This window comes from Polaromonas sp. (assembly GCF_010365105.1).
Taxonomy (GTDB): domain Bacteria; phylum Pseudomonadota; class Gammaproteobacteria; order Burkholderiales; family Burkholderiaceae_C; genus Polaromonas.
Map to the genome: position 1 here is coordinate 1 of NZ_JAAFGZ010000027.1, position 18,774 is coordinate 18,774.

Annotated in this window: 15 protein-coding genes; 7 read left to right on the forward strand and 8 right to left on the reverse strand. The window is 63.6% G+C overall.

Annotated elements, in window-relative coordinates:
- The first annotated feature begins 301 nt into the window (after window positions 1–301).
- Window positions 302–862 carry a DUF2244 domain-containing protein gene (locus tag GZ092_RS15865; protein ID WP_293637829.1) on the forward strand — a complete coding sequence of 187 codons (561 nt, stop codon included), beginning with the start codon at window positions 302–304 and terminating at the stop codon, window positions 860–862.
- Window positions 863–1,067: 205 nt separating this feature from the next.
- Here GZ092_RS15865 and GZ092_RS15870 read toward each other — a convergent pair whose 3' ends face one another.
- On the reverse strand, window positions 1,068–1,520 hold the full coding sequence (locus tag GZ092_RS15870; RefSeq protein ID WP_293637831.1) for a DUF305 domain-containing protein: 453 nt from the start codon (window positions 1,518–1,520) through the stop codon (window positions 1,068–1,070).
- A 225-nt stretch (window positions 1,521–1,745) separates the two neighbouring features.
- On the opposite strand from GZ092_RS15870, the gene GZ092_RS15875 reads away from it, so the two are divergent.
- The 4 genes from GZ092_RS15875 (at window position 1,746) to GZ092_RS15890 (ending at window position 5,870) form a co-directional block, all read left to right on the forward strand.
- Window positions 1,746–2,009 (forward strand): heavy-metal-associated domain-containing protein, encoded by a 264-nt coding sequence (locus GZ092_RS15875; RefSeq protein ID WP_293637833.1) that lies wholly within the window; start codon window positions 1,746–1,748, stop codon window positions 2,007–2,009.
- A 177-nt stretch (window positions 2,010–2,186) separates the two neighbouring features.
- The gene (locus tag GZ092_RS15880; RefSeq protein ID WP_293637835.1) at window positions 2,187–2,684 is read left to right on the forward strand and encodes a hypothetical protein; all 498 of its coding nucleotides are present in this window, start codon (window positions 2,187–2,189) and stop codon (window positions 2,682–2,684) included.
- A 106-nt stretch (window positions 2,685–2,790) separates the two neighbouring features.
- The gene (locus GZ092_RS15885; protein WP_293637836.1) at window positions 2,791–3,033 is read left to right on the forward strand and encodes an SHOCT domain-containing protein; all 243 of its coding nucleotides are present in this window, start codon (window positions 2,791–2,793) and stop codon (window positions 3,031–3,033) included.
- A gap of 449 nt (window positions 3,034–3,482) precedes the next feature.
- The gene (locus tag GZ092_RS15890) at window positions 3,483–5,870 is read left to right on the forward strand and encodes a heavy metal translocating P-type ATPase (protein WP_293637838.1); all 2,388 of its coding nucleotides are present in this window, start codon (window positions 3,483–3,485) and stop codon (window positions 5,868–5,870) included.
- Between the two features lie 385 nt (window positions 5,871–6,255).
- Here GZ092_RS15890 and kdpE read toward each other — a convergent pair whose 3' ends face one another.
- The 7 genes from kdpE to GZ092_RS15925 form a co-directional block, all read right to left on the reverse strand.
- Complete coding sequence (gene kdpE, locus GZ092_RS15895) at window positions 6,256–6,963, reverse strand: two-component system response regulator KdpE (RefSeq protein ID WP_293637840.1); 708 nt, start codon at window positions 6,961–6,963, stop codon at window positions 6,256–6,258.
- A gap of 64 nt (window positions 6,964–7,027) precedes the next feature.
- The gene (locus GZ092_RS15900) at window positions 7,028–9,733 is read right to left on the reverse strand and encodes a DUF4118 domain-containing protein (RefSeq protein WP_293637842.1); all 2,706 of its coding nucleotides are present in this window, start codon (window positions 9,731–9,733) and stop codon (window positions 7,028–7,030) included.
- 18 nt (window positions 9,734–9,751) lie between these two features.
- Window positions 9,752–10,342 carry a potassium-transporting ATPase subunit KdpC gene (kdpC, locus tag GZ092_RS15905; RefSeq protein ID WP_293637844.1) on the reverse strand — a complete coding sequence of 197 codons (591 nt, stop codon included), beginning with the start codon at window positions 10,340–10,342 and terminating at the stop codon, window positions 9,752–9,754.
- Between the two features lie 12 nt (window positions 10,343–10,354).
- Window positions 10,355–12,436, reverse strand: coding sequence for a potassium-transporting ATPase subunit KdpB (gene kdpB / locus GZ092_RS15910; RefSeq protein WP_293637846.1), 2,082 nt, complete (start codon window positions 12,434–12,436; stop codon window positions 10,355–10,357).
- 12 nt (window positions 12,437–12,448) lie between these two features.
- Complete coding sequence (gene kdpA / locus GZ092_RS15915) at window positions 12,449–14,248, reverse strand: potassium-transporting ATPase subunit KdpA (RefSeq protein ID WP_293637847.1); 1,800 nt, start codon at window positions 14,246–14,248, stop codon at window positions 12,449–12,451.
- A complete protein-coding gene (locus GZ092_RS15920; RefSeq protein WP_293637848.1) occupies window positions 14,248–14,346 on the reverse strand; it encodes a potassium-transporting ATPase subunit F in 99 nt (32 codons plus the stop codon). Before GZ092_RS15920 ends, kdpA begins: the two co-directional genes overlap by 1 nt.
- Before the next feature lie 268 nt (window positions 14,347–14,614).
- On the reverse strand, window positions 14,615–15,346 hold the full coding sequence (locus GZ092_RS15925) for a Crp/Fnr family transcriptional regulator (protein ID WP_293637850.1): 732 nt from the start codon (window positions 15,344–15,346) through the stop codon (window positions 14,615–14,617).
- A gap of 146 nt (window positions 15,347–15,492) precedes the next feature.
- On the opposite strand from GZ092_RS15925, the gene GZ092_RS15930 reads away from it, so the two are divergent.
- The gene (locus GZ092_RS15930; RefSeq protein WP_293637852.1) at window positions 15,493–16,680 is read left to right on the forward strand and encodes an ABC transporter substrate-binding protein; all 1,188 of its coding nucleotides are present in this window, start codon (window positions 15,493–15,495) and stop codon (window positions 16,678–16,680) included.
- Between the two features lie 146 nt (window positions 16,681–16,826).
- Entirely contained in the window at window positions 16,827–18,773 is a 1,947-nt protein-coding gene (locus GZ092_RS15935; protein WP_293637854.1) for an AMP-binding protein, read from the forward strand.
- Window position 18,774: the final 1 nt, after the last annotated feature.

An 18,774-nucleotide genomic window follows, 5' to 3' on the forward strand; every position in this document is an offset into this window, starting at 1 on the left:
GGCGTCGGCCGGCACGGCGCGTACACGCACGGCGCCGGAAGCGGGAGGTTTGGGGAAATTTTGATCGGACATGGCTGGGCGGTATTTTAGGACGGGCGTTGACTGCACGCGCAACGCGGCTTTTGGGCCAGGCGCGGGCGGCGCGGCGCGGCGGCAACCCGCCATGCCGTATGTCTTGGGGCTGTTGCCGGCAGCGCATTTACTTTTTACCCGGCACAGGTATATTTTGCTTTTCCCTGCGCAGATACCGGCCCGTCATGAAGCCGGCCCCGCCGCATCCACCTTACTGCCGCCTCACGCCATGAACACTTTTTCATCGACCGATGCCGGCAGTCAACCTGCGGCAACTGCGGACGACGAACCGCCCCGCTGGCGCCTGAAACGGCGCTGTGCGCTCACCCCGCGGCAAATGCTGCTCAGCTTTGCCACGCTGGCGGTGTTCAGCGCTGCCGTTGCCCTGCCCTTTGGTTTGCATGGCGTCTGGATGATTCCGCTGTGGTGCCTGGTGGAAATCACCATCGCCGGAACGCTGTACCTTTTTTACATGGTGCATGCGGCCGACGGCGAGCAGATCAGCTTCAGCCCGGAAGGCGAACTGGCCATCGAGGTGGTGCGCGGCCTGAATACCCAGCATTACTGCATGAACACGGCCTGGGCGCGCCTGGAACGCGGCGGTGCCCGCAATGACCGGTTGTGGCTGTGCTGCAGCCCGTTGCGGATCGAGGTCGCCACGCAACTGGGCTTTGGTGAAAAGCGCCGGGTGGAACGCGAGCTCAAGCTGGCGCTGGCCGAAAGACGGACCGGCATGGGCCGTACGCCGGACATGCAACCGCCCGTTCAGCAAGTTGTGAGTCACTCCTGAATCAATAGCTGCAAAGTGTTGCCGAATGTGCGGTACAGCCTTTTTTTATTTGAATTCCGGGAAATTTTCAAGCCGTTCACAAGCCTGAATCCGATGATTCCGCTTGGGTTGAAGGCATTCCGTGCATCGCAGCAGGCGTCAATGCGGTGTTCGCAGCCCTCATGGCAGCGCCCGTCCGGATGCCGGCCGGCTTTCCGGATTCGGCTCAGCGCCGTGCGTCGATGTCCCGGATCAATTGCTCCATCTCTGCAATCTCCCGAACCTGTGTTTCAGCGATTCCATCGGCCAGCTTGCGAACGCGGGGGTCGGTGATCCGCGCCCGCGTGCTGGTCATGATGGCGATTGAATGGTGCGGAATCATCGCGCGCATGTACGACACGTCGTCGACCGTTGCCTGGCTTCGGACCAGCCACAGCGACACCGCAAAGATCAGCGAACTGGCAATCGCGATGCCCCAGTTTGCGCTGCGGTTTTTGAGCATGTGGGTCATGAACATCAGCATGACGATGGCCATCGTTGCACCCATGACCAGCGCCATATACGCCCGCGTCTCGCTAAAAAACACATGGCCCAGCTCGTAGGTGTTCAGGTACATCAAACCGAACATCACGAGGGTCGACACCAGGACCATGGCAATAAAACGTCGATAGGGGTTCATTTTCATCCTCCGGCCAAAAATAGAATCATCGCGCTGGCCAACAGGGTCTGGCGTAGCTGAATGGCGGTGAAGACTGTAGGGTTCCATCGAGAGGACAGGCCCAGCATCCCTCAATCCAATATCCGCGCGGCCAGGCGGGTTACCCGTAGATGTCGTTTGACCTTCCCACAATGGCAAGGTGGAAAGTATGCTTTTCCTCCATCCAACCTCATCAAGGACCTGCAAATGAATACGTTTGAAGTCAAGGACATGACCTGTGGCCATTGCGTCAGCACCATCACCCAGGCCGTAAAAGCAATGGACCCTGACGCCAGGGTGCAGATCGACCTGGCAACGCACCGCGTCGGGATCGAATCCAGTGACGCCTCTGCCGCGCAGTGGAGCGATGTCATCACGCAAGCAGGCTACACCCCCATCGCGATTCAGGGCACAGCCCAAGCCTCAACACCAGCTGCCACGCCAGCACGCAAGGGCTGCTGCTGCGGCTAAGCCTTGTGGTCAGCGTTGCTTGAGCTGCCCGGGTGTTCGCTGCCGCACAGACGCCGCAAGTTTTCAGGTTTACAAAAAAGCTTGGCCTAAAACCTCGATTCAGTTTCTGACAAATCCCGGAAGTCTTGCTTGCATCGCAGCGATTCCGTTCTTCATGCCAACCACAGGAGCTTTCACATGCTGTCACTTCGCACCGTTGCGTTTATAGCCGCCACTTTCACCTTGGGCCTTGCCGGATGTGCCCAGACGCCCGTTCATGAGGATGCACACCATCCTTATGCCTCGCCTACGGCAGGCATGCCCATGGACGGCCAGGGTGCCTCCATGGCCCGCATGGACGAGCAGATAAAAGCCATGCAGGCCATGCACGACAAGATGATGAAGGCCAGGACGCCGGAACAGCGCAACGCCTTGATGGCTGAACACATGAACGTCATGCAGGACAGCATGGCCATGATGGGAGGCATGGGCGGTATGGGCGGCATGAGCCGTGGCGGCATGATGGGCCAAGGCAGCATGGATGCAAAGCCCGGCATGCCCGGCATGCATGGCAAAGGCGCGATGGAGGGCAACATGGGCATGGACCGTCAGATGATGGAAAAGTGCATGCAGATGATGCAGTCCATGATGCAAATGATGACGGACCGCATGCCGCCAGCCCCGGCCAAGCCTTGAAGGAAGATGAAATGAACATCTCACACCTTTCGGCTGCCACGCAGTCAGGCGGTGGGTTTCAGGTATCCGGTGGCGCTGAAACCCTCCACAGGCATGGCTGACTGAAATGCACATGTTCTCTGGTGGTGGTCATCACATGGGCGGAATGCACTATTTCTGGTGGATTTTCTGGATTTTTCTGGTTGGCGTGCTTGCATTCTATGGATGGGGCCGGTCAAAAAATCGGCAGCCCTCTTCGCGGGAGACGCCGCACGCGGTGTTGCAGCGGCGGCTGGCCGACGGCGAGCTCACCCCCGAAGAGTATGAAAAGCGCAAAGCGCTGCTTGATCGGGATGGCACCAGGTCCTGATACCAGCGACCGGTGCTTTCGCCAGTCGCTGGCCATGACATCCGGGAAGAACAGCGACTGTCTGTTCATGGGTGGCCCACTCGACTTCAAGCAGCGGCGTGCCCTCCCCTCACGGACCGGCGACGCGGTTATTTGTTGGGAACCCCTGGGTTTGCGGTCGGCGTTATTGCATTGAGATTCGGAAGGGTTTTTGCTGGAAGGCGTCATGCTGATGTGGCTCGCGCTGACCGCACTTTCGCTTGCTTTCGTTGCCGTGGACGTGCGCGCAAATCCTGAAATCTAAAAGTGTCTGTATCGGCAAAGGCGAAGGTATCAGACATGCCAACTGAGGCCGCGCCGCAGATTGAACTTTTGGGAATGATGACCCTGACGCTCACCGAGTGGATCGCCCCGGATACCCCCCAACAGGGATTGCGGACAAACCATCGAATTCGACGAGGACTTACACCATGGATTTACCTTCCAAGCACAACCCAGTTGGTCATTCGGACCACGGCCACGGCGTTCACGGCGCTGCCTCCGGCAGGGACGGCCCGCTGAAAGACTCCGTATGCGGCATGACGGTGACGACTGCATCGCAGCACCACCTGGAGCACGACGGACGATCCTTCTACTTTTGCAGCGCCAAGTGCAAGTCGAAGTTCGAGGCAGCGCCGGCTACTTACACAACAAACGACGGTGCAGCTGGTTCAGAGGCGCCCGAGGCATCTGAACCAGCAGATCCCGGCACGATTTACACCTGCCCAATGCATCCCGAGATCCGGCAGGACCATCCGGGCAATTGCCCGATATGCGGCATGACGCTGGAGCCCGTCATGCCCACTCTGGACGACGACGAGAACCCCGAACTCGCGTCCTTCACCCGCCGCTTCTGGTGGACGCTGCCGCTGACCGTGACCGTGGCAACGCTGTCCATGTTCGGCCACCGGCTGGGCTGGTTCGACATGGCCACGCAAAGCTGGGTCGAGCTGGTCCTGTCCTTGCCGGTGGTGCTGTGGGCCGGCTGGCCGTTTTTCGTGCGCGGCGCACAGTCGGTGGTGAACCGGAGCCCCAACATGTGGACGCTGATCAGCCTGGGCACGGGCGCCGCCTTTGTCTACAGCGTGGTGGCGACGCTGGCGCCTGGTGTCTTTCCGGCCTCCTTCATCTCGATGGGCCGCGTGGCGGTGTATTTCGAGGCGGCCGTGGTCATCATCTCGCTGACGCTGTTCGGCCAGCTGCTCGAACTGAAGGCGCGGTCCAAGACCTCGGCGGCCATCAAGTCACTGCTTGGGCTTTCACCCAAGACGGCGCGTCGCGTGAAGCCGGACGGCAGCGAGGAAGACATTCCCCTGGCCGAGGTACACGAAGGCGACAGCCTGCGCGTGCGTCCCGGCGAGAAGGTGCCGGTCGATGGCGTGGTGCTGGAGGGCAGCAGCGCCCTGGACGAATCCATGCTGACCGGCGAGCCGTTGCCGGTGACCAAGCGGGTCGGCGACAAACTGATCGGCGCCACGCTCAACACCAGCGGCTCCTTGCTGATGCGCTCCGAGCATGTGGGGTCGGCGACCGTGCTGTCGCAGATCGTCCAGATGGTGGCGCAGGCGCAGCGCTCCAGGGCGCCGATGCAGCGCATGGCCGATGTGGTGGCCGCGTATTTTGTCTATGGCGTCGTGGGCATCGCGCTGCTGACCTTCTTTGCCTGGGGCTTCTTCGGCCCGCAGCCGAGCTGGGTCTATGGCCTGATCACGGCGGTGACGGTGCTGATCATTGCCTGCCCGTGTGCGCTGGGGCTGGCCACGCCCATGTCGATCATGGTCGCCACCGGCCGGGCCGCCACGCAAGGTGTGCTGTTCCGGGACGCCGCCGCCATCGAGAACCTGTGCAAGGTTGACACGCTGATCGTTGACAAGACCGGCACGCTGACCGAAGGCAAGCCGGCGTTCGAGGTGGCAGTGGGCGCCCATGGCTTCAGCGAAGACGAGGTGCTGCGCCTGGCCGCCAGCCTGGACCAGGGCAGCGAGCATCCGTTGGCGGCCGCCATCGTCAACGCGGCACGGGAGCGCAAGCTGTCCCTGGAAAAAGCCGAGGATTTCGATTCCGCGTCGGGCATCGGCGTGAAGGGCGTGGTCGGCGGCAAGTCGCTTGCCATTGGCAATGCAACACTGATGGAGCAGCTCGGCATCGACATGGCACCCCTGGCCGACCGGGCCGAGCAACTGCGCGGCACGGGCGCCAGCGTCATGCACCTGGCGGTGGATGGCCAGCTGGCGGGGCTGCTGGCGGTGTCCGATCCCATCAAGGCCAGCACCGAAGAAGCCCTGACGTCGCTGCGCAAGTCGGGCCTGCGCATCATCATGGCCACCGGCGACGGCCTGACCACCGCGCAGGCCGTGGGCAAGCGCCTGGGCATCGACGAGGTGCATGGTGAGGTCAAGCCGCAGGACAAGCTGCAACTGGTCGAACGCCTGCAAAAGGAAGGCCGCATCGTCGCCATGGCCGGCGACGGCATCAACGACGCCCCGGCGCTGGCCAGAGCCGATGTCGGCATCGCCATGGGCACCGGCACCGACGTGGCCATGAACAGCGCGCAGCTCACGCTGGTCAAAGGCGACCTGCGCGGCATTGCGACGGCGCGGGCCTTGTCGGTCGCCACGGTGGCCAACATGAAGCAGAACCTCGGCTTTGCCTTTGTCTACAACCTGCTGGGCGTGCCGCTGGCCGCCGGCGTGCTGTTTCCGTTCACCGGCTGGCTGCTGTCGCCGATGGTCGGCGCGGTGGCGATGAGCCTCAGCTCGGTCTCGGTGATCAGCAATGCACTGCGGCTGCGGATCACGGCACTCAAACCGGACGATTGATCCGGCCAATGAAGTTTTTGGCGCTTGTGCGGGCGTGTTGACTGTCAGTGGTGGTTTTTGAAGCTTGTCTTTGCGCAAGCTGACTCTGCATGCCCCGGGCTCAACCGGACAGGGCTTGTTCGCGATGCGATGCGTTGCGCTGCACGTTCAGCCAAGCGCAAGAGCCGGCCCATGGTTTACTCCTGAATTCATAGCTGCCCGCGCATGATGGACGTGCCGAAATGGCATTTTTCGCTTGAAATTCAGTCCCTGTGCAGAGGTTCAGGCGACCCTTGTCCTGCATCCGGATTGCTCCCTCCCGCCTTGGGCGAAAAGAGAAGTCCGGAGCCGAAGGCAAAAACCACCGGCCAGGCTGAGCCGTTCCGAATGGAAGAGGCCTTCGGCTTCACGTCGCGACCAGCCGGTAGCCCACGGCGGTTTCCGTCAGCAGGTGCTGCGGCTGGGCCGGGTCAAGCTCCAGCTTTTGCCGCAGGTGGCCCATGTAGATGCGCAGGTAATGGCTTTGCCCGGCATGCGACGGTCCCCACACCTCGCGCAGCAGTTGGCGGTGCGTCAGCACCCGGCCGGCGTTGGCGACCAGCACGCCGAGCAGCCGGTATTCGATGGGCGTGAGGTGGACTTCCGCGCCGGCGCAACGCACCAAACGTGCCTGCCGGTCCACCTCGACTTGGCCAAACCGGAACACCGGATCGGCCACTTCCACCGCCGCGCCGCCACCCGCGGCAGCGCGCGGGCGGCGCAGGTTGGCGCGCACCCGGGCCAGCAGCTCGCCGACGCCGAAGGGCTTGGTCAGGTAGTCGTCGGCACCGGCGTCCAGCGCGGCGATCTTCTCGTCTTCGCTGCTGCGGGCCGACAGCACGATGATGGGCACGCCCGACCAGCCACGCACGTCGCGGATCACCTCCAGCCCGTCGCCGTCGGGCAGTCCCAGGTCGAGCACCAGCAGGTCGGGCTTGCGGGTGCCGGCTTCGCTCAGGCCTTTTCTGGCCGTGTCGGCCTCGAACACCTGCCAGCCCTCGGCCTCCAGTGCGCTGCGGACAAAACGGCGGATTTGCGGTTCGTCTTCAATGATGACAACAACGGGAGTGACCATCAGCGCAGTTTAGAGCCTGCGCAGTGCCGGGCAGCGCAGGGCGCGTGCTGACAGGCGCACAGCGTCATTCATTTTCCGGCGCCGGCTCGGGCGGCGTGCTGCGCGGCAGCGTCACGCTGAACTCTGCCCCGCCGCCCTGGGCATTGCGCGCCACGATGCTGCCACGATGTGCATCGACGATGGCCTTGCAAATCGCCAGCCCCAGCCCGACACCCGGCGTGGCGGATTCGGCCTGGCCCCGGGTGAATTTATTGAACAGTTCGGCCTCGCGCCCGCGCAGCGCGGGCGGCAGGCCAGTGCCGTGGTCGCGCACGCTCATCACCAGGCTGTCAGGTGTTGCGTGCGCGTGGATTTCAAGCGGAGGCGCGCCGTATTTGGCCGCGTTTTCCAGCAGGTTCACCAGCACGCGCTCCATCAGCACGGCGTCAAACTCGACCAGCGGCAAGTCCGGCGGAATGTCGGCCTGCACGGGCAGACCATCGAGCGCGGGTTGCGCGGCGCGAATCGCCGAGCCCGCCACCTCTTCGACCGACTGCCATTCGCTGCGCAGGATGACCGCGCCGTTTTGCAGTCGCGCCATGTCCAGCAGGTTGCTCACCAGCGCATTGAGCTGGCGCGCCTGCTGTGTCATGGCCTGCGCCATGCCGGCCTGCTGCGGCGCCAGTGGCGGCTGCGAGCGCTGCAGCGATTCGGCCAGCCCGATCAGCGCGGTCAGCGGCGTGCGCACGTCGTGCGACAGGGCTGCCAGCAGCGTGTTGCGCAGCCGTTCCGACTCCATCTCGACCACCGCCTGCTGGGCAATGTCCACGTAATGCACGCGCTCCAGCGCAATGGCGACTTGCCGCGCCAGCGTGTCGAGCTGCTGCAATTGCTCGGGAATCACGAGCCAGCGGGGCCTGGCGGGCTGCAGCGCCAGCACGCCGCGCACCCGCATGGGCGCCTTCAGCGGCACGTAATGCCAGGGCTGGGCGGACAGCGTGGACGTGGCCAGCCCGGCGGCCTGCCCATGCCGAAACGCCCAGTCGGCCACGCTGGCGTCAAAGCCCGGCGGCGCCTGGCCGGGCAGCACCAGCTGGTCCCGGGCATCGGTGGTGAGCACCAGCGCCTGGCCGCCGAAGTCGCGCTGCACGGCAGCCTCGCCGAGTTCGGCCACCTGCGAGTGCAGCAAGGCGGCTGACAAATCGCGCGTCAGCTCGAACAGCGACTGCGCGCGGCGCTCGCGGCTGCTGGAGATGCGCACCTGAAAACGCAGGCCCGCCGTCAACTGGCCGGTCAGCAGCCCGACCACCAGCATGACGGCGAACGTCACCACATACTGCAGGTCGCTGACCGCCAGCGACAGGCGCGGCGCGACAAAAAAATAGTCAAACGCAGCGACATTGAGAAACGCCGCCAGCGCCGCCGGGCCGCGCCCGAACTTCAGCGCCACCAGCACCGTGCCGAGCAAAAACAGCATCACGATGTTGGCCAGGTCGAAGACATCGAGCAGCGGCGTGGCCAGCAGCGTGACGGCCACGCTGCCGGCCACCGCCCAGGCATAGCGCGGCAGGCTGCCATACCAGGCGGCTGCAGCGTCTTCGTCGCTGCGCGGCACGGCCGGTACCAGGCGCCGGCTGCTGCGGGCATCGCCCACTTCCACGATGTCCAGCGTGGGCGCCAGACGGGCCAGCCGGCGCGTCAGGCTGCGGCCGCGCCACAGCGTGTGCCAGTCCGGCGGTGCGGGCCGCCCGACGACCAGCGTGGCGCAGTTGAGCGCCTGCGCCTGTGCCACCAGTTCGGCGGCGACATCGCTGGCGGCCAGCACGGCGGTCGCCGCGCCCAGTTCGTCGGCCAGCTTGATGACGGCCAGAATCCGGTCGCGCCCGGCCTCGCCGAGCCGCTGCAGGCGCGGGGTCTCGACATACACCGCATGCCAGCGCACATTGAGCTGGCCGGCCAGCCGCGCCGCCGTGCGCACCGTCTGTTCGGCGCCTTCACGCGGGCCGATGCAGGCCAGCAGGGCGCCTTCGGTGTTCCACACCGAAGCAATGGATTTTTCGGCGCGGTAGCTGCGCACATCGTCCTCGACATGCTCGGCGGTGCGGCGCAGGGCAATTTCGCGCAGGGCGATCAGGTTGCCCTTGCGAAAAAAGTTCTGCGCCGCGCGCTCGGCCTGCTGCGGCAGATAGACCTTGCCGGCCTTCAGGCGCGCCGTCAGCTCGTCGGGCGTGACATCGACCAGGATGATCTCGTCGGCGGCGTCCAGCACGGTGTCAGGCACGGTTTCATTGACGCGGATGCCGGTGATGGCGCCCACCGTGCCGTTCAGGCTTTCCAGGTGCTGCACGTTGATGGCCGACCAGACATCGATGCCGGCGTCCAGCAGCTCCTGCACGTCCTGCCAGCGCTTGGGGTGGCGCGAGCCCTCGACGTTGCTGTGCGCCAGTTCATCGACCAGCAGGACGGCCGGCTTGCGCGCCAGCGCGCCGTCCAGGTCGAATTCCTGCAAGGTTCGGCCACGGTAAGGCACCTGGCGCAGCGGCAGCTGCTCCAGCCCGGCCAGCAGTTCGGCGGTTTCGCTGCGGCCGTGGGTTTCGATGACCCCGACCACGATGTCGCGGCCGTCTTTGAGTTCGCGCTGGGCGGCGCCGAGCATGGCGTAGGTCTTGCCGACGCCGGCGCTGGCGCCGAAATAAATGCGCAGCCGGCCACGCGCGCCCTGCGCTTCCTGTTGCTGCAGCCGCTGCAGCAGCGCGTCGGGGTCGGGGCGCTGGTCGGCGGGCAGGTTCATGGCGTCAGCTTACGGCAATCAGCCGGGCGCATGGGCGGTCGTCAAGGCATCAAGCGCCAGGTTGAGCCGCAGCACCTGCACCCGCGCCTCGCCCAGCAGGCCGAGCCAAGGCGTTTCGGTTTCCTGCGCGACCAGTTGCTCCACCTTTTCCAGCGGCAGGCCGCGCACCCGGGCCACGCGCGCGGCCTGGTAGCGGGCAGCGGCCGGGCTGATGTGCGGGTCCAGTCCGCTCGCCGATGCCGTGACCAGATCAACCGGAACCGGCGACGTGTTGCCGGGATCGGCGGCGCGCAAGGCCTCGATGCGCGCCTTGACGGCATCCGTCAGCGCCGGGTTCAGCGGCCCCTGGTTGGAGCCGCCGGACGCGGAAGCGTTGTAGGGCATCGGGCCGGTGGCTGAAGGACGGCCCCAGAAATAACCCGGGTCGGTGAAGTTCTGGCCGATCAGGCTGGAGCCGACCGGCTGGCCGTTCCGCAGGATCAGGCTGCCTGCGGCCTGCGCCGGAAACAGCGCCTGGGCCGCGCCCGTCACCACCAGCGGATACGCCACGCCGGTCAGCAGCGTCAGCAAGACAAACAGCACCAGGGCCGGACGAAGAATGGTTTTCATGGTTTTATTTCCTTAAACGAGGTGCATGGCGACCAGCAGCAGGTCAATAGCCTTGATGCCGATGAAGGGCACGATCAGGCCGCCCAGGCCGTAAATCAACAGGTTGCGGCGCAGCAGCGCGGCCGCGCCCACCGCGCGGTATTTCACGCCCTTGAGCGCCAGCGGGATCAAAAACATGATGATCAGCGCATTGAAGATCACTGCCGACAAGATCGCCGACGACGGGCTGCCCAGCTGCATCACGTTGAGTGCGCCCAGCTGCGGGTAAGTCGTCACGAAAATCGCCGGAATGATGGCGAAATACTTGGCCACGTCGTTGGCAATCGAAAACGTCGTCAGCGAGCCGCGCGTCATGAGCAGCGCCTTGCCGGTTTCGACAATTTCCAGCAGCTTGGTCGGGTTCGAGTCCAGATCAACCATGTTGCCCGCTTCCTTGGCGGCTTGCGTGCCGCTGTTCATGGCCACCGCCACGTCGGCCTGCGCCAGCGCCGGGGCGTCATTGGTGCCGTCGCCGGTCATTGCCACCAGCCGGCCTTCGGCCTGGTACTGGCGGATCAGCGCGAGCTTTTGTTCGGGCGTGGCTTCGGCCAGGAAGTCATCGACACCCGCTTCAGCGGCAATGGCGGCGGCGGTCAGCTTGTTGTCGCCGGTGATCATCACCGTCTTGATGCCCATGCGGCGAAGTTCGCCAAAGCGCTCCTTGATGCCGGCTTTCACGATGTCTTTCAGCTCGACGATGCCCAGCACCATGTTGCCGTCTGCCACGGCCAGGGGCGTGCTGCCACGGCGCGCGACCTCGTCGGCGGCGCGCATGACTTCAGCGGGCACGCTGCCGCCATGCGCCTCGACGTATTTGCGAACCGCATCCACCGCGCCCTTGCGCAACTGGCGGGTCGTGCCGTCGGCTTTTTGCACATCGACGCCGCTCATCCGGGTCTGGGCGGTGAAAGGCACTTCATGCACGTCGCCCACCAGCGGCTCGGCGTTGCCCGCGCGCTGCGCCAGCGTCACGATGCTGCGGCCTTCGGGGGTTTCATCGGCCATTGAGGCCTGCATGGCACACAGCGCCAGCGTGGCCTCCAGTACACCGGGTGCGGGCACGAAACTGGACGCCTGGCGGTTGCCGTGGGTGATGGTGCCGGTCTTGTCGAGCAGCAGCACATCCACGTCGCCGGCGGCTTCCACCGCGCGGCCCGACGTGGCAATCACGTTGGCCTGCATCATGCGGCTCATGCCGGCCACGCCCACGGCGGACAGCAGCCCGCCGATGGTGGTCGGAATCAGGCACACCAGCAAGGCCACCAGCGCGGTCAGGCTGACCACCGTGCCCGTGCCTGCGGCGGCAACGCTGAAAATCGAGAACGGCAGCAAGGTCACCGTGACCACCAAAAACACGATGGTCAGCGCCACCAGCAGAATCGTCAGCGCAATTTCATTCGGCGTCTTCTGGCGTTTGGCCCCTTCGACCATGCTGATCATGCGGTCCAGAAACGATTCGCCCGGATTGACGGTGATGCGCACCACCAGCCAGTCCGACAGCACGCGTGTGCCGCCAGTGACCGATGAAAAGTCACCGCCCGATTCACGCACGACGGGCGCCGATTCGCCGGTGATGGCGCTTTCATCGACCGACGCCACGCCTTCAATCACTTCGCCGTCAAGCGGAATCATGTCGTTGGCTTCGACCAGCACCACGTCGCCCTTGCGCAGGTTCTCGGCCTGCTCGGGCAAAAAGGTAGCGCCATGTTTGGGTTCCTTGAGCTTTTTGGCCCAGGTGCTTTTCTTCAGCCCGCGCAGGGAAGCCGCCTGCGCCTTGCTGCGGCCTTCGGCCAGGCTTTCGGCAAAGTTGGCGAACAGCACGGTGAACCAGAGCCACACCGACACGGCAAAAATAAAGCTGGCCGGCGTGTCGCTGTTGCCCTGCAAGGCCTGCAGGCCCAGCAAGGTCGTCAGGATGCTGCCGATATAGACAACAAACATCACCGGGTTGCGCCACTGGACACGCGGGCTGAGCTTGGCAAACGACGACACGATGGCGGGCTTGAGGAGCGCCGGGTCAAGCAGGACAAACGGTTTTTTGACAGTTGTATTCATGGTCTTTTCTCCTTACTTTCCGGCCCAAAGCATCAGGTGCTCCACCAGCGGGCCCAGGGCTAGCGCAGGCACGTAATTGAGCAGGCCGACCATCAGCACGGTGCCCACCAGCAGCAGCACAAACAGCGGCCCGTGCGTCGGCATGGTGCCGGCGGTCACCGGCAGGCGCTGCTTGCGCGCCAGCGCCCCGGCCACGGCCAGCACCGGCACGATCACGCCAAAGCGGCCCAGCCACATCGCCAGCCCCAGCGCGGTGTTGTAGAACGGCGTGTTGGCAGACAGCCCGGCAAACGCGCTGCCGTTGTTGTTGGCAGCCGAGGTAAAGGCGTAAAGAATTTCAGAAAAACCGTGCGCGCCAGGGTTGGCCACGCCGAGCTTTCCGGCCCCCGTCATCACCGCGATGGCCGTGCCGGCCAGCACCACAATCGGTGTCACCAGAATGGCGATCGAGGTCAGCTTCATCTCATGCGCTTCAATCTTTTTACCCAGGTATTCCGGCGTGCGGCCAATCATCAGCCCCGCAATGAACACCGCCAAAATAGCGAAGATCAGCATGCCGTACAGGCCGGTGCCGACGCCGCCAAACACCACTTCGCCGAGTTGCATCATCACCATCGGCACCATGCCGCCCAGCGGCGTGTAGGAGTCGTGCATCGAATTGACGGCACCGCACGAAGCGCCGGTCGTCACCACGGCAAACAAAGTAGAGCCGTTGATGCCGAAGCGCGTTTCCTTGCCTTCCATGTTGCCGCCCGACTGCATCACGCTGGCCGTCTGGTCCACGCCCAGCGCCGGCAGCAAGGGGTTGCCTGCCTGCTCGGCGGGCGTGATGGCGATGACGGCCACGACAAACATCACCGTCATGGCGGCCAGCACGGCCCAGCCCTGGCGTTGGTCACCGACCACCCGGCCAAAGGCAAAACACAGCGCCGCCGGGATCAGGAAGATCGACAGCATCTGCAACAAATTGGACAGCGGGGTCGGGTTTTCGTACGGATGGGACGAGTTGGCGTTGAAGAAACCGCCGCCGTTGGTGCCCAGCATCTTGATCGCTTCTTGCGACGCCACCGGGCCCATGGCCAGCGTTTGCGTGCGCGTTTTGGCGTCTTCCATAACGGCGTTGCCTTTGGCGTCCTTCAAGGGCTGACCGTCCGGGCCATTTTTGGCGACCTGGTAGCTGGTCGTTTCCAGCGTGTTGACATCCTTGTAGGCGTCAAAATTCTGGATCACGCCCTGGCCCACGAACAGCAGCGCCACCACCAGCGACAGCGGCACCAGCAGCCATGCCGTAATACGCGTCACATCGACCCAGAAGTTGCCAATCACGCGGGTCGAGCGGGCAATAAAGCCGCGAAACAAGGCAAACACCACGGCAATGCCGGTCGCCGCCGACAAAAAGTTTTGCACCGCCAGCCCCAGCATCTGCGTGAGGTAGCTCATGCTGGACTCGCCGCCGTAACCTTGCCAGTTGGTGTTGGTGACAAAACTGATGGCGGTGTTGAACGCCGAGTCCGGCGAAATAGTGCCCATGCCGGCCGGATTGAGCGGCAGCGCAACCTGCAAACGCTGCAGGGCGTAAACCGCCGCCACGCCGATCAGGTTGAAAGCCAGCACCGCCAGTGCGTACTGGCCCCACGGCATGGATTTGTCGGCAGAAGTGCCGGCGAGTTTGTACAGCGGCGCTTCGACCCGCTGCATCCAGAGCGGCAACTGGCCCGAGGCCAGGCGTGACAGCCAGATGCCCAGCGGCCACGAAAGCACCAGCAGCAATCCCAGAAAAAGGGCCAGCAGGCCCGAGCTTGAAGAAGTCATCAAAACTCCTCCGCGCAGATCAGCGCATAGACCAGATAGGCCAGCAGCAAGACGGCGCAAAAGCCGCCAAAGCCATAAATCACGGCAAGGCTGATCATGACCGGCCTCCTGCTAAAACTTCGAGCTTTTCAAACCCCCAGACCAGCAACACCATCACGCCCCACAGCGCGCCGGCTGCGGCCAAAAATACCATGTCCATACACCACTCCTGATTCAAATGAATGGAGCAAAGTATCGAGATGGGCGTGTAAAAACAGGGATGAGATTGAGCCATTGCCTGTAAAAAAAGCGTAAACGCCACCTGGCACCGACGGTATTCAGGATGAAATAATAGCTACTTTTTTAATAGCTGTAATCGCTCGTCCATCAAGCGCTATGGCTGTTTTTATCCTGATAAATGCTGGAGCGCAGCGCCGCAATGTCGAGCACGCGCAGGCCGCCGTATTCGACGCGAATCGTTCCCTGCGCCTCCAGGGTTCGCAGCGCTTCGTTGACGCGCTGGCGCGACAGGCCCACCAGGTAGGCCAGCTCCTGCTGCGTGATGCGCAGCACTTCCCCGACGCCCGGATAGAGCACCGGATTGAACAGCGCGGCCAGGCTGCGCCCCACGCGCAGGTCGGGGTTGTTCATGCGGTCGATCTCGCGCGCCGCAATGAACTGGCCCAGGCGCTCGTTGAGCTGGTTCATCACAAAACGGTTAAAGCCGATGGAGTGGTCGAGCAGCCAGTGAAAACTCTCAATGGGCAGGCCGGCCACCACGCTTTTGCGCAGCGCCTGGATGTTGTAGCGGTAAGGCTCGCGCTTGAGCGCCGTGCCTTCGCCGAACCAGCCGCCGGGCGGCATGCCGGCAAAGGTCATGGTGATGCCCTGGGCATTGTCCGAACTCATCTTGAGCAGGCCTTCGACCACGCCAAACCAGTAGGTCACCGGTTTGCCCACACGGCAGACATAGTCACCCGCCGCCGCATCGCCGACCTGCAGGCTTGCCACGGCACGCGCCCGCTCGTCGGGAAGCAGCAAGGGCAGCCAGGGAATGCCCCGCAACTCGTCCGGTGTGGGAGTTCTTCGGCGCTGGTGAAGGGTCAGATCAGTTGACATGGCTCATAAAAACACTCCGGCGTCATGCAGGCGTCAAGTTAAACCCTTAAATTGTCGGCGAATTGACAATTTATTGTCAATTGAAAACCTACCATCGGCGCGGCTTCAGTTGAACCTCCCCGCAACCTCACCCGGAACAAGAGCGCATGACCCACTTTCCATCGTCCCTGAACCCTGATTCCCGCACCATTGCCCGGGGCACGCTGTCCCGGCGCAGCGTGCTGGGCGCCCTCGCATCCCTGCCCCTGGCCATTCACGCAACCGAGCGGGCACAGGACGCTGGCGCCCTGAAAATCTTCCAGTCAACCTCGCTGACCGGACCGCTGGCCGACCTTGGCCTGGCCATGAACCAGGGCGCCAGGGTTTACTTTTCAGCCCTCAATGCCAAGGGCGGTGTCAATGGCCGCAGCATTGAACTGAACGCTCTGGACGATGGCTACGACACACAGCGCGCATTGACCAATGCCAGGGGTTTTGTGGCCGACCGCAACTGCTTTGCCATCTTCAACTGCCTGGGCACCCCCATGGTCGAAGCCATGCTGGCGCCGGTGATGGCGTCGGGCATTCCATTTTTTGCGCCATTTACCGGGGCTTCATCGGCCCGGCCCAAAAATGCCCGCAATGTGTTCAATATCCGAGCCGGTTACGCCGATGAAACAGAGCACCTGGTGCAGCATCTGGCGACCATCGGGATCAAGCGCATTGCCATCGTCCACCAGAACAACGGCTTCGGCAAGGACGTTGCCAGCGTAGCCCGGCAATTCATGGCCAGCAGCAAGTTGACCGAAACCGCCATCGCCACAGTGGAAAACAACTCGTCGGATGCCGCCGCAGCGGCTGCGAAAATTGCTGCTTCCCAGCCTGAAGCCGTGCTGATGGGACTGGCAGGCCAGCCGACAGTCGAATTTGTCAAGGCCATCCGCAAGGAGCGCAAGGGACTGCCGCTGTACGCCCTGTCGGTCATGGGCGCCGCAGCCACCCTGAAAGCCATGGGCACGGACGCCGCCGGCATCACCGTGTCGCAGGTCATGCCCTTGCCTGCCAACAACATGCTGCCGCTGGTGCGCGAATTCCAGCAGGCCTGGAAAGCCGCAGGCGTGACGCTGGAGCCGTCCCACCTGGCGCTGGAAGGCTACGTCAATGCCAGGGTGTTTGCCGAAGCGCTGCGCCGGGCAGGCCGCAACCCGACGCAGGCCAGTTTCATCGACAGCGTCTGGGCCATGAAACATTACGACCTCGGCGGCTTCGAAGTGAGCTTTACCGATTCATCCAAAAACGCTTCGCGCTTCGTGGAACTCAACATGGTTTCGCGCGATGGCCGTTTCATCCGGTAAAAGCGGTTAACCCCGGGCTGTCCCCAGTGGGACTTACCCCTAAATTGTCGTTACAACGACACCCGGACGTCAAACGCAGCCGTACTATCGAATACACAACAGCAGCCTTTCTCAAAAAGGCAGCCCAACCTGGAGACACGGACCGGATGCAGACCACATTTCCCCAATTGCTGCTCAAGCATGCCGCCGACCGTCCGGACGCACCGGCCATGCGCGAGAAAGAATACGGCATCTGGCAGGCGCACAGCTGGTCGGCCCTGGCCGGCCTGGTCGGGCAGCTGGCCGCCGGGCTGAGCCAGGCCGGTCTCAGGCGTGGCGAGCACATGGTGGTGATTGGCGCCAACCGCCCGCGCCTGTATGCCACCATGCTGGCGGTGCAGTCACTGGGCGCCATTCCGATTCCGCTGTACCAGGATGCGGTCGGCGCTGAATGCGTCTTTCCGCTGAACAACGCCGAAGTGCGCTTTGCCATGGTCGAAGACCAGGAGCAGGTCGACAAGCTGGTCGAAATCCGCGAAAGCTGCCCGCAAATCTCGAACATTTATTACGACGACCCGCGCGGTCTGCGCACCTACAGCGAGCCGGGACTTGATTCGCTCGATGCGCTGATCGAGTCAGGCAAGGCCTTTATCGCCCAACACCCGCAGTGGTTTGCCGCCGAAGTCGCCAAGGTCCAGCCGGGCGACGTGGCCGCCATGTTCTTCACCTCCGGCACCACCGGCAACCCCAAGGGCGTGGTGCATACCCACAGCACGCTGCTCGACCGCGCCACGGCCGGCGCCGAGTTCGACAAACTGACTTCCGCCGAAGAAGTGCTGGCCTATTTGCCGCCGGCCTGGATTGGCCAGAACATCTTCAGCTACGCCCAGTGGCTGGCCTGCGGCTACGTGGTGAACTGCCCCGAGTCGGCCAGCACCGTGACCATCGACCTGAAGGAAATCGGCCCGACCTATTATTTTGCGCCGCCGCGTGTGTTCGAAGGCCTGCTGACCAGCGTGATGATCCGCATGGAAGACGCCGGAACGCTCAAGCGCAAGATGTTCGAAGCCTGCATGAATGTCGCCCGGCGCGTCGGCCCTGCACTCATGAACGGCGAAGCCGTAGGCAGCCTGGACCGGCTGAAGTATGCGATTGGCAATGTGCTGGTCTATGGACCGCTGCGCAACAACCTGGGGTTCAGCCGGGTGCGCGTGGCCTACACCGCCGGCGAGGCCATCGGCCCCGACCTGTTCAGCTTTTACCGCTCCATCGGCATCAACCTCAAGCAGCTCTACGGCTCGACCGAAACCGCCGTGTTCGTCTGCCTGCAGCCAGACAACCAGGCACGCGCCGACACCGTGGGCGTGCCGATTCGCGGCGTCGAGATCAAGGTCGCCGACAACGGCGAGATCATGGTCAAGTCGGCCGGGCTGCTCAAGGAATACTACAAAAACCCGGCAGCAACGGCCGAGGTGTTGACCGCTGACGGCTGGTACCACACCAGCGACGCCGGTTTCCTCGACGCGCACGGCCACCTCAAGATCATCGACCGCGTGAAGGACGTCGGACGCATCAAGGGCGGCCCGAATGACGGCGCCATGTTCGCGCCGAAGTACGTCGAGAACAAGCTCAAGTTCTTCCCCTTCATCAAGGAAGTCGTGGCACTGGGCGACGGGCGCGATCGCGTCTGCGTCATGATCAACATCGACTTCGATGCCGTCGGCAACTGGGCCGAGCGGCGCAACCTGCCCTACGCCGGCTACACCGACCTGGCGCAAAAGCCGGAGGTTTACCAGCTGATGCAGGAATGCGTCGAAAAGGTCAATGCCGACCTGGCGACCGACGCGCTGCTGGCGGGCAGCCAGGTCAGCCGCTTTCTGATCCTGCACAAGGAACTCGATGCCGACGACGGTGAACTGACACGGACCAACAAGGTGCGGCGCGGCTTCATCGCCGACAAGTACGGCGTGTTGGTCGAGGCGTTGTATGCCGGGCGCACCGAGCAGTTCATCGAAACCGTCGTCAAGTTCGAGGACGGCCGAACCGGCAGCGTCAGCGCCACGCTCAAGCTGTCGGACGCCAAAACCTTTTCCCCGGTCAAAGCTGCGGCCTGAA

Coding starts and splice junctions, on each gene's coding strand:
- GZ092_RS15885 (WP_293637836.1), top strand. CDS start 2,791: ATGCACATGTTCTCTGGTGGTGGTCATCACATGGGCGGAATGCACTAT.
- GZ092_RS15880 (WP_293637835.1), top strand. CDS start 2,187: ATGCTGTCACTTCGCACCGTTGCGTTTATAGCCGCCACTTTCACCTTG.
- GZ092_RS15925 (WP_293637850.1), bottom strand. CDS start 15,346: ATGTCAACTGATCTGACCCTTCACCAGCGCCGAAGAACTCCCACACCG.
- kdpA (WP_293637847.1), bottom strand. CDS start 14,248: ATGACTTCTTCAAGCTCGGGCCTGCTGGCCCTTTTTCTGGGATTGCTG.
- GZ092_RS15920 (WP_293637848.1), bottom strand. CDS start 14,346: ATGATCAGCCTTGCCGTGATTTATGGCTTTGGCGGCTTTTGCGCCGTC.
- GZ092_RS15870 (WP_293637831.1), bottom strand. CDS start 1,520: ATGAACCCCTATCGACGTTTTATTGCCATGGTCCTGGTGTCGACCCTC.
- GZ092_RS15865 (WP_293637829.1), top strand. CDS start 302: ATGAACACTTTTTCATCGACCGATGCCGGCAGTCAACCTGCGGCAACT.
- kdpC (WP_293637844.1), bottom strand. CDS start 10,342: ATGAAAACCATTCTTCGTCCGGCCCTGGTGCTGTTTGTCTTGCTGACG.
- GZ092_RS15900 (WP_293637842.1), bottom strand. CDS start 9,733: ATGAACCTGCCCGCCGACCAGCGCCCCGACCCCGACGCGCTGCTGCAG.
- kdpE (WP_293637840.1), bottom strand. CDS start 6,963: ATGGTCACTCCCGTTGTTGTCATCATTGAAGACGAACCGCAAATCCGC.
- GZ092_RS15935 (WP_293637854.1), top strand. CDS start 16,827: ATGCAGACCACATTTCCCCAATTGCTGCTCAAGCATGCCGCCGACCGT.
- kdpB (WP_293637846.1), bottom strand. CDS start 12,436: ATGAATACAACTGTCAAAAAACCGTTTGTCCTGCTTGACCCGGCGCTC.
- GZ092_RS15890 (WP_293637838.1), top strand. CDS start 3,483: ATGGATTTACCTTCCAAGCACAACCCAGTTGGTCATTCGGACCACGGC.
- GZ092_RS15930 (WP_293637852.1), top strand. CDS start 15,493: ATGACCCACTTTCCATCGTCCCTGAACCCTGATTCCCGCACCATTGCC.
- GZ092_RS15875 (WP_293637833.1), top strand. CDS start 1,746: ATGAATACGTTTGAAGTCAAGGACATGACCTGTGGCCATTGCGTCAGC.